Annotated in this window: 16 protein-coding genes; 7 read left to right on the top strand and 9 right to left on the bottom strand. The window is 70.4% G+C overall.

All coding sequences use genetic code 11. The features are described 5' to 3' along the window. The first annotated feature begins 98 nt into the window (after positions 1-98). On the top strand, positions 99-761 hold the full coding sequence (locus AB0J16_RS32420; RefSeq protein WP_358546230.1) for a hemerythrin domain-containing protein: 663 nt from the start codon (positions 99-101) through the stop codon (positions 759-761). Positions 762-815: 54 nt separating this feature from the next. Here AB0J16_RS32420 and AB0J16_RS32415 read toward each other — a convergent pair whose 3' ends face one another. Next, positions 816-4,010, bottom strand: a complete 3,195-nt coding sequence (locus tag AB0J16_RS32415; RefSeq protein ID WP_358546227.1) for a BTAD domain-containing putative transcriptional regulator — start codon at positions 4,008-4,010, stop codon at positions 816-818. Positions 4,011-4,259: 249 nt separating this feature from the next. Continuing rightward, complete coding sequence (locus AB0J16_RS32410; protein ID WP_358546224.1) at positions 4,260-4,526, bottom strand: hypothetical protein; 267 nt, start codon at positions 4,524-4,526, stop codon at positions 4,260-4,262. A gap of 257 nt (positions 4,527-4,783) precedes the next feature. On the opposite strand from AB0J16_RS32410, the gene AB0J16_RS32405 reads away from it, so the two are divergent. Then, entirely contained in the window at positions 4,784-4,960 is a 177-nt protein-coding gene (locus tag AB0J16_RS32405; RefSeq protein ID WP_358546222.1) for a hypothetical protein, read from the top strand. Positions 4,961-4,999: 39 nt separating this feature from the next. Here AB0J16_RS32405 and AB0J16_RS32400 read toward each other — a convergent pair whose 3' ends face one another. The 7 genes from AB0J16_RS32400 to AB0J16_RS32370 form a co-directional block, all read right to left on the bottom strand. Continuing rightward, positions 5,000-5,530, bottom strand: coding sequence for a 2'-5' RNA ligase family protein (locus AB0J16_RS32400; protein WP_358546219.1), 531 nt, complete (start codon positions 5,528-5,530; stop codon positions 5,000-5,002). Between the two features lie 14 nt (positions 5,531-5,544). Next, positions 5,545-6,222: a type 1 glutamine amidotransferase gene (locus AB0J16_RS32395; protein WP_358546216.1), complete on the bottom strand. Its 678-nt coding sequence runs from the start codon at positions 6,220-6,222 to the stop codon at positions 5,545-5,547. Positions 6,223-6,278: 56 nt separating this feature from the next. Continuing rightward, positions 6,279-7,106 (bottom strand): bifunctional 5,10-methylenetetrahydrofolate dehydrogenase/5,10-methenyltetrahydrofolate cyclohydrolase, encoded by an 828-nt coding sequence (locus AB0J16_RS32390; protein WP_358546214.1) that lies wholly within the window; start codon positions 7,104-7,106, stop codon positions 6,279-6,281. A 70-nt stretch (positions 7,107-7,176) separates the two neighbouring features. Further along, the gene (locus AB0J16_RS32385; protein WP_358546211.1) at positions 7,177-7,785 is read right to left on the bottom strand and encodes a cyclodeaminase/cyclohydrolase family protein; all 609 of its coding nucleotides are present in this window, start codon (positions 7,783-7,785) and stop codon (positions 7,177-7,179) included. 34 nt (positions 7,786-7,819) lie between these two features. Beyond that, positions 7,820-8,314: a hypothetical protein gene (locus AB0J16_RS32380; protein ID WP_358546208.1), complete on the bottom strand. Its 495-nt coding sequence runs from the start codon at positions 8,312-8,314 to the stop codon at positions 7,820-7,822. Between the two features lie 33 nt (positions 8,315-8,347). Continuing rightward, on the bottom strand, positions 8,348-9,352 hold the full coding sequence (locus AB0J16_RS32375; RefSeq protein WP_358546205.1) for a LacI family DNA-binding transcriptional regulator: 1,005 nt from the start codon (positions 9,350-9,352) through the stop codon (positions 8,348-8,350). Between the two features lie 55 nt (positions 9,353-9,407). After that, entirely contained in the window at positions 9,408-10,754 is a 1,347-nt protein-coding gene (locus AB0J16_RS32370; protein WP_358546202.1) for a rhamnulokinase family protein, read from the bottom strand. 123 nt (positions 10,755-10,877) lie between these two features. Here AB0J16_RS32370 and AB0J16_RS32365 point away from each other — a divergent pair, with 123 nt between their 5' ends. The 5 genes from AB0J16_RS32365 to AB0J16_RS32345 all read left to right on the top strand — a co-directional run bounded on the left by AB0J16_RS32365 (position 10,878) and on the right by AB0J16_RS32345 (position 15,847). Next, a complete protein-coding gene (locus AB0J16_RS32365; protein WP_358546199.1) occupies positions 10,878-12,374 on the top strand; it encodes a sugar ABC transporter ATP-binding protein in 1,497 nt (498 codons plus the stop codon). A 13-nt stretch (positions 12,375-12,387) separates the two neighbouring features. Next, on the top strand, positions 12,388-13,419 hold the full coding sequence (locus AB0J16_RS32360; RefSeq protein ID WP_358546196.1) for an ABC transporter permease: 1,032 nt from the start codon (positions 12,388-12,390) through the stop codon (positions 13,417-13,419). After that, positions 13,412-14,368: an ABC transporter permease gene (locus AB0J16_RS32355; protein WP_358546193.1), complete on the top strand. Its 957-nt coding sequence runs from the start codon at positions 13,412-13,414 to the stop codon at positions 14,366-14,368. The genes AB0J16_RS32360 and AB0J16_RS32355 overlap by 8 nt, the downstream gene beginning before the upstream one ends. After that, entirely contained in the window at positions 14,365-15,438 is a 1,074-nt protein-coding gene (gene rhaS, locus AB0J16_RS32350) for a rhamnose ABC transporter substrate-binding protein (RefSeq protein ID WP_358546190.1), read from the top strand. Before AB0J16_RS32355 ends, rhaS begins: the two co-directional genes overlap by 4 nt. Before the next feature lie 97 nt (positions 15,439-15,535). After that, on the top strand, positions 15,536-15,847 hold the full coding sequence (locus AB0J16_RS32345) for an L-rhamnose mutarotase (protein WP_358546187.1): 312 nt from the start codon (positions 15,536-15,538) through the stop codon (positions 15,845-15,847). Positions 15,848-15,851: the final 4 nt, after the last annotated feature.

Below are 15,851 nucleotides of genomic sequence, written 5' to 3'. Positions count from 1 at the left end.
CTCCAGCGAGCCCATCGCTGGGGCCCTCTGCGGGAAGAGGTTCGTCGCCATCCGGAATATCCATAGATTTAGTTGATGAGGTCGCAGTGAACCAGCCTATGGCTGACGTGCGTGACATGTTCATGGTGCACACGATGATGCGCCGGGAGTTCACACTCCTGCCTCAGCTCGTCCGGGACGTGGCTTCGGGGGACACCGAACGTTCTGCGGTCGTCGCGAGACATGCCGAGCGCCTTTCTCTCGCTCTGCATCTGCACCATGAGGGAGAGGACATCATTCTCTGGCCGCTCCTCATGGAGCGCGGCGGTGCGGAGGCGTCGGCCATCGTGACGGAGATGGAGGAGCAGCACCACGGTATCGAGGCCGGCCTCGATGAGGTGAGCGCGCTGCTGCCGGCGTGGAAGCACACGGCCCGCAACGGCGAGAGCCTCGCCGCGGCCTTCGACGTGCTGCGCGACCGGCTGCTGGAGCACATGACCCTGGAAGAGGAGGAGGTCCTTCCTCTCGCGGAAAAGGTCGTCACCGCCGCCGAATGGGCCCAGCTCGGTGAGCACAGCCTGTCGAACAGCCCCAAAAAGGACCTGCCACTCGTCCTCGGCATGGCCATGTACGAGGGCGATCCCGACGTGGTCAAGGAGGTACTCTCTCACGCACCGCTGGTGGCCAGGCTGATCATGCCGCTGGTCGCCCCGCGCCTGTACGCTCGGCATGCCAACCGCCTCTACGGCACCGCCACCCCGCCTCGCGCCGGCCGGCAGTGAGGCGCAGCGTAGTGGTCGGAGGTCGATCATCTCTGGAGCCACGGGTGAGACCTGTCAGCCGACAGCCGGTGGGTGGTCCAAGGTGGCCAGGAACTCTTCCGCATGCCGCGCGAACAGGTGGGTACCCCGTTCGATAGACACCGTACGGGATCTGTCGGCGGCCGCCCTGACCTCGGCGACGGGTTTCCCGCTCGCGTGCAGCAGCCGGGCCCGCAGCAGCAGGAGCAAGCCCTCCGCGAAGCCCTCATTGTAGCGATCGAGGCAGGCCTCGGCCTGGTCGAGGACCGCGGCGGCCTGGTCGAGCGCCCCGGCGACCAGCCACATCTCACAGAGATATCCGATGAAGATCGTGACACTCGCGCGCTGCGGATTGAGGAGGTTGGTCGCGATGAGCCGCTCGGCCTCCGCCGCCGCGCCGGCCGGATCCCGGCCGGTCTTGGCCAGCGCCCAGTACCGGACCAGCCGTTGGTAGGTGCCGAGGAACACGAAGGAGAAGTGAGGATCCGCGGCGATCCCACGTTCCGCCGCGCGCAGGGCTCGGACCGGGTCGCCGATGAACGCTTCCGTCCTCGAGGTGTGGGCGGCCCACACAGCGACCGTGAAGGGGGCGTCGCCTGCGGCCTCCAGCATGTCGAGCAACGATCGCGCCCCGTCGACGTCCCCGTGCAGCGCGGTCGTCTCAGCGAGCTTTCCGATCATCAGCAGTTTCAGGTCGTACCAGACGGGGTCCTGCTCGCGCGGGCCGCTGCGGGTCATCAGGATGCGGCCCGCCTCGCTCAGGCAGCGGAAGGCATCCTCGTTATCTCCCTCAGTGAATTGCTGCAGTCCCCACGTCTGCAGGCCGTAGGCGCGCACGAGCGGATCGGAGGACGTCTCGCCCTGCTCCAGCATCCGTCGCGCCAGCGGTCTGCTGTGATCGCGCTCGAGGCCTTGGGCATGCGCCGCCCAGCGGGAGTAGAGGAAGACGGTGGCGTCGAGTTCCCGCCCAAGACCCCTGGCCAGGTGCTCCGCTCGTTCCAGCAGATCGACCGCCGAGGTGCCGTACATCGTGAGCATTCCCCTGATCGCGATCAGCTGGGACAGGGCGGACAACTCCAGCTCGGCCAGACTCGCCGCCCGCGCGACCTGCACGGCGGTCCGCAACTGCCGCTCGGCGGCCTCGAACGCCAACTTGGTCGCGGCCCGGCGGCCCGCGCGCACCAGCGCCGTCACGGTCCGGTGCGGATCGGCGAGCGGGCCGGCCGACCACAGATGGTGGGCGACTCGCTCGGCGGCGTGGTCGCCAAGCGCGTCGGTGCGCTCGAGCGCGTCGGCGACGTGTAGGTGCAGCCGGGATGTGCGCGACTGCGGGGTCGTCCTGGCGACTGCTTCGCGGACCAGGTCGTGCGAGAAGCGCAGGGAGAACGGGTTCCCGGGCGCGGGTTCGAGCAGGCCCAGCGCTTCCCCAGGCCCCAGATGGTCAAGAGAGACCTGGACGTCGAGGCCGGCGACATCGGCCAGCAGGCGGAGGTCGATGTCGCGGCCGATGAGCGCGGCGACCTGCAGCAGCCCCCGGGCGCCGTCGTCGAGGTCGGCCAGCCGGTCGCGCACCACGTCAAGGACGGTGGACGGCACTCCGGCCCGAGCCGATGCCTGGTTCTCGCCGAGCATGCCGCCGGTGCTGAGGAGCAGCGACAGTTCGCGGACGAAGAACGGGTTGCCCGCGGTTCGGGCGTGGATGTCGCGGGCGGTGTCCGGGCTGGGCGCCTGGCCTGTCTCCTCGTGGACGAGTTCGGCCACCTCGGCCTGGCTGAGCGGGCCCAGGCGGAGACGGCGCTGGCCGGAGACCCTGCTGACCGCGGCGAGCATCCGCGACAACTCCGTACCTGGCACGGGCGCACGGTCACGCAGCGCGCCGATGACTGTCGCGCCGGTCGGCAACCGTGCCGCCAGGTGGCTGAACAACTGCAGCGAGGTGACGTCGGCCCATTGCAGGTCGTCGATGACGAGCAGGACCGGCCGCAGCGCGGAGACCTCGCCGATCGCGGCCGCGACCTGTTCGAACAGCCGGAACTGGGCCCTGCCGTCCGGCAGGGCCCGTGGGGCGACGGCTTCGTCGCCCGGGTCGAGCAGGCGGCCGAGTTCGGTGGTCAGCCAGTTCTGCCGTGCTGTGACGGGCAGCGCGTCAAGCACCGTGCCGGCCGCCTGCACCCAGGGCCACATCGAGGGCGTGCCGTCGCCCTCCAGACAGCGGCCCCACACGACGAGCGCACCGCGCCGTTCCGCTTCCGCGGTGTTCTCTTCCAGCAGGCGGGTCTTGCCCACCCCGGGCTCACCCTCGATGATGATGAGCCCTTTGCCGCCGGCCAGTGCCGTCTCGGTCGCCTGCCGCAGCACGGTGAGCTCCGCGGCGCGGCCGACCAGACCCACAGCGGGCGGCTTGCCGGGTGTTCGCCCCCAAGGGGCGGGTGGTTGTCCGTCGGTCATCCGCACCGGCGGGGCCGGGGTGTTGTTCAGTACGCGCTGGTGCGCGGCCCGCAGTGCCGGGCCGGGATCGATGCCGAGTTCCTCGGCCAGGCGGGCTCGGACCGTCTGATACACCGACAGGGCCTGTGCCTGCTGCCCGGTGGCGCCCAGGGTGGTGATCAGGCTCGCCAGTACGGGCTCGTGCAATGGCGACATCGTGGCGGCCAGCTGCAACGGCGGTAGCACGCGCTCAGGCCGGCCGAGCGAGATGGCGAGTTCGGCAGCCGCCACGCACGTGGACAGGAACTCGCTGTCCAGCCCCGCGAAAACCGGCATCGCGGCCGGTCCGTAGGCCAGGCCCTCGCCCGTGGAGCCCTGCCACAATCCCAGCCCCTTCACATAGCACTCCAGCGCCGCCTCACGCTGCTGCCGCGCGACGGCCTGTCCGGCGGCTTGTACGGACTGCCGGAAGACGGCCAGATCCAAGATGCCATCCCTGGCCACGAACATGTAGCCGTTACTTCGGCGGTGCAGGTAGGAGCCGCCGCCGCGCACCGGCAGCGGGGGCTCCAGCAGGCGCCGCAGCGTGCCGACGTACTTGTGGATGACGTTGACCGCGCTGGCGGGAGCGTCGTCGTCCCAGATCAGATCAACCAGCTCGGCCGTGCTGATCAGCCGCCCTTCCCGGGCCAGCAGCAGCGCGAGTAAGAAGGCCTGCTGCCGCGGACCCGCATCGAGCTCCTCATCGCCCCGCCACAGCCGTAACGGACCTAGAATCTGCAGCCGTAGGCCGTTGCCGACCACCGATGCGACCTCGCCACTCCCTGAATGAACTGGCACAGTCACGCCGACCGACCTCCTGGGCTGCTGAAACGGATCGTCACTGTGCGGGCCAGGTCGCACTACCCGCCCTGAGTGAGAGAGTGTACGACTTCGTCGCCTCTGACGAATCCGTTGCTCGTGCGGGCGGCAGACGGTTTCGAGTGCCCAGCTCGACCGGCATTCTTCGTTGCAGCGTCGGGTACCTCCAGGTAGTGGGCGTACTCCTCGCTGTCACCACCGGAATGCGTCGGCGAGCATGTCCACCATCCACCCCCCGCAGGTCGCGGCCCGTGTCGTCGTCGAGAGCGGGGGTGCGCACGGCTGTCCCTGTGACAGCTCGAAGACCCGGTCTACCGTCTCCTTGGCGAACTCCTGCCCGGTCGCCTCCTTGCCCACGTCGCCGCCGACTTCCAGCTCGCCTATCTGGCGACGCAACTCCAAAAGCCGCGCGTCGTCCTCGGGGAAGCGGCTCATCTCATCTGCCAGCAGCTCACGCATGATGTGGAGCTCTTTATGGCTGCGAAGGGATCGCGGGAGTGCGACCGGAGGTCAGGACTGGTAGATCAGTGCCTCGCCTCCGGTTCGTGCCCGAAGTCGGCGCCCTCTCATCGCGTAGCGGAGCGTCCGGGCAGAGCGAGGAGTATCACGGCCTCCACGTGGCCCTTCTCCGGAGGGATCACGAGCGGCTCGCATGGATGAGCCCGCACGCTCGGTGTGGGTGGGTTCGGGTGCGTCGGCACACGTGTAGCTATTGCGTGCCCTGCTACGAGTTCTGCGTCGCGGGTGGGCCGGCGTTCGTCCGGCGTTCCACCGATGGCGTGATCCACGAGACGGCGTGGACGATGGCGGCCGAGGCGGAGCGGGTCTGGGGGTGCTGCTCAGAGGTGCGGCCCGGTGAGCTGACGGGTCAGGGAGCGCGAGGCCGTACGTGAGCTGACGCGCCCGTGTGGTGTCGGTGGCCTGATGTGTGCTTAGGGAGGCGGGCCCGCCGCCGTCAACGGGAAATCCTCGACCACCTGCCAGACCGTGCCGTCGTACGCTACCAGCTGCACCGCCGCCACCCGCGCCGTGACCGGCAGCTCTTGCTCGATCGCTGTCCCCGCCTCGTCGAAGGTGGAGCCGTCGCTGTCGTAGCCGACCGAGAGGTGCGGCATGACCGTCTCGTACTTTCCCCCGTATGGCCGGGCCTCGGGCCAGCGCTCGGTCACCGCGTGTGTGAGTCGGACGAACGGCTCGCCGGGCGTCGGCTCCAGATACAGCAACCCGGGTAGCCGCGCACACCTGGCGAACACCACCTCGAAGTCCGCGTACCTGGCGAAGAGCCCGGCCAGCGCCGCCCGGTCGACGGCGTCGAGCGGCAGGAACGGGTACATCACCGTCACGTGCGCCGGTACCCCGTACGTCGCGGACGGGTCGAGCGTGGTCCGCCACCGGCCTACGACCGGCTCGGTCTCCGGGACCGGCACCACCAGCGCCGTGAGTCCGGCCGGATAACGGTCCATCCCCTGAGCGCGACTCATACGAGCTTGGCGAAGCGGGTGGCCACCTCGCGCCAGATCGGTGTCGAGACCGGCTCGTCGGCCACCGCCCGCGCGTAGATTTCGTCCGGGTCGAAGCCGTCGACCCGCCACTCGCGGATGCGCGCCGGCAGCACCTCGGGATGGAACTGCACCCCCCACGCCTGCTCCCCGACCCGGAACGCCTGGTACGGGCAGGCGGTGGTCTGCGCCAGCCAGACCGCCCCCGGCGGCAGGGCGGTGACCGCGTCGACGTGGTGCTCGATGGCGGGCACCACCTCGGGCAGGCTGTGGAAGAGAGTGTCGTCGGCGGCTTCGGGCCGCAGCGTCACGGGGAGGCTGCCGTTCTCCGGAGCGCCCGCGTCGGGGGTCACCTCGCCGCCTGCGACCTCGGCCAGCATCTGACCGCCCAGGCAGATGCCGAACAGCGGCACGCCCTCGTCCAGCGCCTGCGCGAACAGGCTCCTGGCCGTGGCCAGCCATGGCGCACGGTCGTCGTCGCTCGGCAGGAAGCCGCCGCCCAGCATGATCATGGCGTCGTGCGACAGCCTGGCAGGGAGTGGGGCGCCGTCATAGGCGGGTACGACGTCCAGCCGCAGCCCGGCCTCCTCCAGCCAGCCGCCGAGGCGGCCGGGGCCGCCGCTCCTGCTGTTCTGCACGATCAGCACGTCACGCATCGACACCCTCCAGCGTCGCCATCTCGGTCATCCGGTACGTCATGCGGCGATTCCGCTCACATCAGGCCCGCCGCCTGCGCGGTGTGCCGCAGCAGGAGCGCTGTCGTCACCGGGCCCACGCCGCCCGGGACCGGCGTCAGCGCCCCGGCCCGGTCCGCGACCGCGGTGAAGTCCACGTCGCCGGCCAGCCCCCCGTCCTCGGTCGGGTTGGTGCCGACGTCGATGACGACCGCGCCGGGCGCCACGTGCTCCGCCCCGATCAGCCCGGCCCGGCCCACGGCCGCGACCAGCACCTCGGCCGTGGACGTGACGGCCGGCAGGTCGCGGGTGCGCGAGTGGCAGATGGTCACCGTCGCATTCCGGTCGAGCAGCAGGTGCGCCAGGGGCTTGCCGACCACGGTCGAACGGCCGACGACCACGGCCCGGCGGCCCGCCAGTTCGACGTCGTAGTGGTCGAGGAGGGCCAGCACGGCGGCCGCGGTGGCCGGGGCGAACGCGGGCAGCCCGGCGGCCAGCCGGCCCAGGGACAGCGGGTTCGCGCCGTCCACGTCCTTGGCCGGGTCGATGGCGGCGGCCAGCTCCTGCGCCGACGCGCCCTGGGGGAGCGGGGTCTGCAGCATGACGCCGTGCACATCGGGGTCGGCGCTGAGCCGTTCGAGCGTCTCGCGGATGCCGGTGGCCGTGGCTTCGGGGCCGAGGTCGGCGAGGTCGAAGGCGATGCCCACGCCTGCGGCGGACTTGGCGATCGAGCGTACGTACCAGAGGCTCGCCTCGTCGGCGGTCGCGACCACGACGGCCAGTTTCGGCTGCGGCCCGGCGGCCACCCGCGCCGCCGTCTCCGCCCTGATGGCGGCGGCCAGTTCCTTACCCGTGAGCGTCTTCACCCATAGATCCTCTCGTACGGCTCGCCGACCACGTGACCATCCCCCGGCGCGGCACGGCTCGCCGACCCGGTCACGTGGCGGTGAGGCCCTCGCGGACCCTGGCCGTCACCCACTCCGCTCTGGCCACCGTCGCGTCCACGTCGGCCAGCCGGGCCCGGAGCCCATGGAGGGCCTTCTCGTCCTTGATGCCGCCCAGATTGACCTCGACGTTCACCCGTGCGGTCGTGAGCGCGGCGCGCGCCGCCTCGGCCGCCGCCGCCACGTCCGTGACCACGTTGGGGTTGCCGATCGGCAGGAGCTGTTCGCAGAGGTCGACCAGTCGCGTGGCCGTCTCGACGACCCTGGCGGGCGGCTCGGCCGCGCCGATGAGGGCCGTGGCGATGGCCGCGCTGCGCTCGGGGCCCTTCGGCAGCCGGTAGGCGTCCGTGACGGCGGTGAAGGCCGCCGCGTCCTCCTCCAGCAGGCGCAGCGCCCGCGCGCGCATCGTGTCGGTCTCGGCGATCAGCGCGACGATGGTCTCGGCGTGGTCGGTGTACTTCTCCCCGGTGGTGTAGCGGGCGACCATGCCGAGCAGCGCGGCGGCCTGCGCCGCGTGCAGGGCCGCCGTGGCGCCTCCTCCCGGCGCAGGCACGTGTGCGGCGAGCTGGGCGAGGAAGTCGGTGATCCTGGAGTCGCGCATGGCGGCATTCTGCCAGGCCACGATCCCGTACCGCTCACTCGCGGTGGATCGGCCGCGTCGCGTCCTCCGGTCCCCGGTACGGCGGGATCACGCCGTACGTGGGCCCGGCCGGAAGGGGGCGCGGCGTCGACCGCCAGCGCGAAGGGAAGGCCGAACCCACCAGCAGCAGCACGCCGATCATCAGCAGCACCCCGGAGTAGGTCAGGGTCAGGAACCCGTTCCAGAGGACCGCGGAGAAAATCCGCTCAGGCATCAAGTGGAGGCCGACGGTGTCCAGAATCGGCAGGAGTCCGAACGCGGTGAACTCCAGCCCGCCCACCAGCGAGGCGACGGGCGACAGCCGCGAGGCGAGCAGCGGCGCGAGCAGGCCCCCCGAGGCCACGATCGCGCCGATCCCGGCCCAGGAGATGGTGAACTGCTGGTAGTTGAGGCTGAACTCACCGACGCCGTAGAACAGTCCGACGGCGATCAGCGGAGGGAGGAGCAGCCCCGCGACCAGCCCGAGCGCATGACGGGCACCATTTGGCATGATCAACCCCGTTTGTCGGTTTTGCGGGACAACCTACCGCGTGGACTCCCTGACGACGAGATCCGGTTGGAACATGATCTGCTGGTGCGCGTGCGTCCCCGGGTTGTCGCACTCGTCGAGCAGCAGTTCGGTGGCCACCCGGCCGAGCTGGTACGTGGGCTGCCGGACCGAGGTCAGCGACACCGTGGAGGCCGAGGCGAAGTCGATGTCGTCATAGCCGATCAGCGACACGTCCTGAGGCACCCGTACACCCGCCTGGAGCAGGCCGCGCAGCATGCCGAGCGCGAGCAGGTCGTTGGCGCAGAACAGCGCGTCCGGAAGCGTCCCCTCAGCGAGCAGATTCTCGGCCGCCTGCTGGCCCGCCTTTGCCGTCATTGCGGGCATCGAGACCTCGAGCAGTTCGCGCGGCTCGCGCCCGGCGGCGGCCATCGCCTGTTCGGCGCCGCGTTTGCGGTCCTGGCACTGGCGGATCACGGGGGGCCCGGTGACGTAGCCGAGGCTGCCCGCGCCGCCCTCCAGCAGGTGGGCGACGGCCATCGAGCCGCCGGTCACGTCGTTCACGGCGACCGCGCACTGGTCGGAGCGCTCGGCCGGATGGTCGACGAGCACCACGCAGATGCCGCGTCCCCGCAACTGGTCGAGCCGGCCGGGGTCCTCGTCGGACGGTGTGATGAGCACCCCGCGCACCCGCTGCTCGGCGAACACCAGCAGGTTGCGCTCCTCCTTCATCCGGCTGCCCGAGGAGTTGCCGAGGATGACGGCGTAGCCGCGCTCGCTCGCCACGTCCTCCACCCCGGCGGCCACGTCGGTGAAGAACGGGTTGCCGATGTCGATCACGGACAGGCCGACCGTGCGGCTGTGGCCGGCCCGCAGCGTCGAGGCGGAGCCGTGCCTGACGAAGCCGAGCTCCCTGATGGTCGACTCGACCCGGATCCGGGTGGAGTCGGCCACCTTCTCCGGACGGTTGAGCACGTTGGACACCGTGCCGGGCGACACGCCCGCCCGGGCCGCGACATCCTTGATGCTCACCGTGGTCACGACCCCTCCTCCATCCCTCTCATGGGAGCAAGCTCGGTCAGGGGAGCAAGCTCGGTCATGGGTGCCCCCGTGGCTCGTAGGTGCGCAGGCTCTCACTTCGTCGTACCAGAGCCCGCATGTCGGCCAGGTCGCCGACCAGGTCGCGCGCCCGCGCCTGGACCAGCGCGTTCCCCAGGGCGGCCGCCTCGACGGGCCCCGCGACGACCGGCAGGCCGGTGGCGTCGGCGGTGAGCTGGCACAGCAACGCGTTGCGCGATCCGCCGCCCACCAGGTGGACGACCTCGACCGGCCGCCCGCTCAACCGGACGGCGTCGGCGACGGCCCGCTGGTAGGCGAGGGCGAGGCTCTGCAGGATGCATCGTACGGCCTGCGCCCGATCCTCCGGCGCCGCCTGCCCGGTACGCGCGCAGTAGTCCGCGATCCGGGCGGGCATGTCGCCCGGCGGCAGGAACGACGGATCATCCGGATCGATGACCGCCTCGGTCCTGGCCTCGGCGGCGGCGGCGAGCAACGGCTCCAGCGCCGGGTCGCCCCACACGCGCAGGCACTCCTGCAGGATCCACAGGCCCATGACGTTGCGCAGGTAGCGGGTGGTGCCGTCGATGCCGGCCTCGTTGGTGAAGTTGGCCAGGCGGCTCTCCTCCGTGAGCACCGGGCCGGGCAGCTCCACGCCGACCAGGGACCAGGTGCCGCAGGAGATGTAGGCGAAGCGGTCCCCGGTGGCGGGCACGCCGACCACGGCCGAGGCGGTGTCGTGCGAGCCCACCTGGGCCAGGGAGGTGGTGTAGCCGATCTCGGCGGCCACGTCGGGCCGCAGCTCCGCGACGCCGCCATCCGAAATTTCGGGAAAAATCCGGCTGGGGAGGCCGAGGCGGTCGATCAGGTCCCAGGCCCAGTCCCGCTTGGTGACGTCGTACAGGCCGGTCGTCGAGGCGTTGGTGCGCTCGGCGCCGCGTTCGCCGGTCAGCCAGTAGCCCAGGAGGTCGGGGATCAGCAGCATCGTCTCGGCCCGGTCCAGCCGGTCGCAGGCGAGCTGGTTGATCGTGTTGAACCGGAGGAACTGCAGCCCGGTCACCTCGTACGGGTCGACCCGCTCGGTCACCTTCTCGGTGCGCCCGTCGCGGTAGTGCACCGGGTTGCCGATCAGCGCCCCGTCACGGTCGAGCAGGCCGTAGTCGATGGCCCACGCGTCGATGCCGACCGACTCGGCGGGCCCGGCTCTGCGCAGCCCGTCGAGCACCCCCTGGTAGAGGGAGAGGATGTCCCAGTGCAGCGTCCCGGCCACGCGTACGGGCCGGTTGACGAAGCGGTGTTCCTCTACGAGCCGCACGCTGTCGGCCGAGACGTCGGCACTCATGACCCGCCCGCTGGAGGCGCCAAGGTCCACTGCAGTGAATCGCACCCCCCGATTAAAACGTAACAATCACAAAGACGCCAGAAGACGCGTGAAGGCATTGACGCCTGCTGGTCCAGCGCTTAGATTCCGGGTTCGTCGCGATTAAAACGTTTGTTGTCCGGAGGATGCATGAGCGGTGCCCCCACCCTCGCGCTCGCGAACGTCAGCAAGTCGTTCGGAGCCGTCAGAGCGCTGCGCGACGTCTCACTCGAACTGTTCGCCGGCGAAGCGCACGCGCTCGCGGGCGAGAACGGCGCGGGCAAGTCCACCCTGGTCAAGACGCTCGCCGGCGTCCACCGGCCGGACACCGGCCAGGTCCTGCTGAACGGCGAGCCGGTCGTCTTCGCCGGACCGGCCGACGCTCAGCAGGCCGGCGTGGCGGTCATCTACCAGGAGCCCACGCTCTTCCCCGACCTGTCCGTGGCCGAGAACATCTTCATGGGCCGCCAGCCCCGCCGCACCCTGGGCCGCATCGACCGCAAGGAGATGCACGGCCAGGCACGGCGGCTGTTCGAACGGCTGGGCGTCGCGCTCGATCCCGAGCAGCCCTCGCGCGGCCTGTCCATCGCCGACCAGCAGCTCGTCGAGATCGCCAAGGCCCTGTCCCGCGAGGCTCGCGTCCTGGTGATGGACGAGCCGACGGCCGCGCTGTCCGGCAACGAGGTGGCGCGGCTGTTCTCGGTGGTCGAGGCGCTGCGCGAGCACGGCTGCGCGATCCTGTTCATCTCGCACCGGCTGGACGAGATCTTCTCGCTCTGTCAGCGGGTCACGACGCTGCGCGACGGCGCGTGGATCGCCAGCGAGCCGGTCGCCGGGCTCACCCACGACGACCTGGTACGGCGCATGGTGGGCCGCGAACTCGGCACCCTCTACCCCAAGGAGGAGGCCACCCTCGGCGAGGTCGCCCTCCAGGTGGACCGGCTGACCCGCGAAGGCGTCTTCACCGACGTCTCCTTCCAGGTACGGCGGGGCGAGATCGTCGCGCTGGCCGGGCTGGTGGGCGCCGGGCGCAGTGAGGTGGCCAGGGCGGTGTTCGGGGTGGACCGCTGGGACGCGGGCTCGGTCTCGGTGGACGGCCGGCCGCTGCCCGCCGGGAGTCCCACGGCGGCGATGGGCGCGGGCCTGGCCCTGGTGCCGGAGGACCGCCGTCAGCAGGGGCTGGTCATGGAGCTGTCGATCGAGCGCAACATCGGCCTGACCGGGCTGGGCTCGCTGCGCAGGGGACTGACGATCTCCCGTACGGCCGAGCGCGACCGGGCCAAGGACTGGGCGGTGCGGCTGCGACTGAAGTTCGCCCGGCTGAGCGACGGGGTGGGCGTGCTGTCCGGCGGCAACCAGCAGAAGGTCGTGCTGGCCAAATGGCTGGCCACGAAGCCGTCCGTACTGATCGTGGACGAGCCGACCCGCGGCATCGACGTCGGCACCAAGGCGGAGGTGCACCGGCTGCTGTCGGAGCTGGCCGGGCAGGGCATCGCGGTGCTCATGATCTCCTCCGACCTGCCGGAGGTGCTGGGCATGGCCGACCGCGTGCTGGTCATGCACGAGGGGCGGCTGACCGCCGAACTCTCGCGCGCCGACGCGACCGAGGAGAGCGTGATGAGCGCAGCCACCGGGAGGGCCGCATGACTGGGGGAGCGGCATGACGACCGCCACCGCGCCACCCGAGCAGACGACGCCCGCGCGCAGCGCCCGCGGTCTCGTGGACCTGGTGTTCCGGGCCCGCGAGCTGAGCCTGGTCATCGCGCTGGCCGCGCTGGTCGGCGTCACAGCCAGCGTCAACGGCAACTTCCTGTCCGGGCAGGGAGTCGAGGACATCCTGCTCAACACCGCCACCCTCGCGCTGCTGGCCGTCGGCCAGTCCATGGTGGTGATCACCCGCAACCTCGACCTGTCTGTCGGCTCGGTGGTGGGGCTGGTCGCCTTCGTGACCGGCGACCAGCTGGCGAGCGGCATGGGCATCCTGCCCGCCGTCCTGCTCGGGGTGGCGATCGGCGCGGCCTGCGGGCTGATCAACGGCCTGCTGGTCAGCTTCTGCCGGGTCCCCGCCCTGGTGGTGACGCTCGGCACCCTCTACGTGATCCAGGGGATCGACCACTACATCGCCCACGGGCGGCAGATCAACGCGGTCAACCTGCCGCCGGGGCTGCTGTCGCTGGGCAACGGCTCGGTGCTCGGGGTGCCGTACCTGCCGCTCATCACGCTGGTGATCATGGTGGCGATCGGTTACTACCTGCGGTCGTACCCGAGCGGCCGGGAGTTCTACGCGATCGGCTCCAGCCCGGAGGCCGCCCGGCTGGCCGGCGTGCCCGTCAGGCGGCGGGTCCTGCTCGCCTACCTGGTCAGCGGCTGCCTCGCGGGGCTGGCGGGGGTGCTCTGGCTGGCCAGGTTCGGCACGGTCATCGCCGACTCCGCGCACGGCTGGGAGCTGCTCGTGGTCAGCGCGGTCGTGGTCGGCGGCGTCGCGATCACCGGCGGCGTCGGCAGCGTGTACGGAGCGGCGCTCGGCGCCCTCCTGCTCACCACGATCGGCAGCGCGCTGGTCGTGCTCCGGGTCAACCCGTTCTGGCAGCAGGCCATTACCGGCGCGCTGCTCCTGCTGGCGATCAGCGTCGACCGGGTGCTCGCCCTCAGATTGGCCCGCCTGCTCAGGAACAGGAGCCGTCATGGCTAAGGTCTTGCGCTGGGACGTGCTGGTCGGCGCGCTCCTGATCGCCGTGTTCGCGGCCGGCTCGCTCACCTCGCCCGGCTTCGCGACCGTCGACAACCTGTCGTTCGCGCTCGGGGACCTGGGCGAGATCGCGCTCATCGCGCTGGCCATGACCATGCTGGTGGTGGCCGCCGAGGTGGACCTGTCGGTCGCCTCCGTGCTCGGGCTCTCCAGCGCGCTGGTCGGCTCGCTCTGGGACGGCGGCATGGCCATCGAGGCGATCATCCCGATCGCCGTACTGACCGGGGCCGTGTGCGGGCTGGTCAACGGCCTGCTGGTGACCCGGCTCGGGCTGCCGTCGCTGGCCGTCACGATCGGCACGCTCGCCCTCTACCGCGGCCTCGCCTACGTCGTGCTCGGGGACCGGGCGGTCGCCCAGTTCCCGCCGGACTACACCGCGCTCGCCGTCAATGACGTGCCCGGGACGCCCATCCCGTACCCGATAGCGGTGTTCGTCCTGCTCGCCGCCATCGTGGGCGTGGTCCTGCACGCCACCGGCTTCGGCCGGGCGCTGTACGCGATCGGCGCCCAAGAGCAGGCCGCGTTCTTCGCCGGGATCCGCGTCAAGCGCATCAAACTGCTGCTCTTCGTCATCTCCGGCACCGTCGCCGCCTTCGCCGGCGTCGTCTTCACGCTCAGGTACGGCTCCGCCCGCGCCGACAACGGCGTGGGCATCGAACTCGCCGTCATCGCCGCCGTCCTGCTGGGCGGCGTCGACTTCGACGGCGGCAAGGGCACGCTCGGCGGCGTCATCGCCGGCGTGCTGCTCATCGGATTGCTGCGCAATCTGCTCATGCTCGGCGACGTCTCGACCGAGATCCAGTCGATCGTCACTGGACTGCTCCTCATCGTCTCGGTGCTCACCCCCCGTCTCGTCTCGCTCGTCAGGCCAGCTCTGAAAGGATCCCCATGACCCCGATGCGCCTGACCGCTGTGACCGCGCTGCTTGCTCTTGGCGTGGCGGCTTGCAGCGGTACGACCAAGTCGAACGTGACCTCCGCGCCCGCGCCGGCGCCCGCCTCCTCTTCCGCCGCCGCCAAGGCCGACCCGAACGCCCCGATCAAGCAGGGACTGAAGATCGCCTTCCTTCCCAAGGCGATCAACAACCCCTACGAGACGATCGTCGACAACGCCGGCATCGAGGCGGCCAAGGAGTATCAGGGCGAGGCCAAGGAGGTCGGCCCGTCCGACGCCTCCGCCTCGTCGCAGATCTCCTACATCAACACGCTCACCCAGCAGGGCCACGACGCGATCCTCATCGCCGCCAACGACGCCAACGCCGTCTGCGGGCCGCTCCAGCAGGCCCGCGCCAAGGGCATCAAGATCGTCGCGTACGACTCGGACGCCGCCCCTGAGTGCCGTGACCTGTTCATCAACCAGGCCAGCTCGGAGGAGGTCGGCCGCAGCCAGGTCAAGCTGCTCGCCGGGATGATCGGCAACAAGGGCGACATCGCCATCCTGTCGGCCACCGCGAACGCCACGAACCAGAACACCTGGATCAAGTTCATGAAGGACGAGCTCGGCAAGCCCGAGTACAAGGACATGAAGCTGGTCAAGGTGGCCTACGGCGATGACGACGACCAGAAATCGTTCACCCAGACGCAGGGCCTGCTGCAGGCGTACCCGAACCTGAAGGGGATCATCTCCCCGACCACGGTCGGCATCTCGGCCGCGGCCCGGTACATCTCCGGCTCCAAGTACAAGGGCAAGGTCGTGCTCACGGGGCTCGGGACGCCGAACCAGATGCGGCAGTTCGTCAAGGACAAGACCGTGGCGAAGTTCGCGTTGTGGAACCCGAAGGACCTCGGCTACCTGGCCTCCTACGCCGCCGCGGCGCTGGTGTCGGGGCAGATCACGGGGGCTGAGGGGGAGACGTTCAAGGCGGGCAAGCTGGGCGAGCGGACGATCGGCAAGCAGGGCGAGGTCATCCTGGGCCCGCCGTTCACGTTCGAGGCGGCGAACATCGACCAGTTCGACTACTGACGGTTTTTGATTCCTAGTCGGCCCGGCGCCGTTGTGGGCGCCGGGCCCCCCGGCGCCGCGAGGGTCCGTGCGGGGTGGATATGAGAGGAGGTTGGTTATGGAGCGGGTGTGTTTCGTGTTGAAGGTCCGGCCCGAGCGGCTCGACGAATACACCGAGCGGCACCAGGCCGTCTGGCCGGAGATGCTCGAAGCGCTGACGAAGGCCGGGTGGCGCAACTACTCGTTGTTCCTGAGCGACGACGGACTGCTGGTGGGCTACCTGGAGACCGACGACTTCAAGGCGGCTCAGCAGGCGATGGCCGAGACCGGTGTCAACGCGCGCTGGCAGGCGGAGATGGCTCCCTTCTTCGAGGCCGGACGGCCCGACGAGGGGCTGCTCACGCTGGCCGAAGTTTTCCATCTGGCTTGAAATC

Source organism: Nonomuraea sp. NPDC049750, assembly GCF_040659625.1.
Lineage (GTDB): Bacteria > Actinomycetota > Actinomycetes > Streptosporangiales > Streptosporangiaceae > Nonomuraea.
This window is presented reverse-complemented; position numbering and strand designations above follow the sequence as displayed.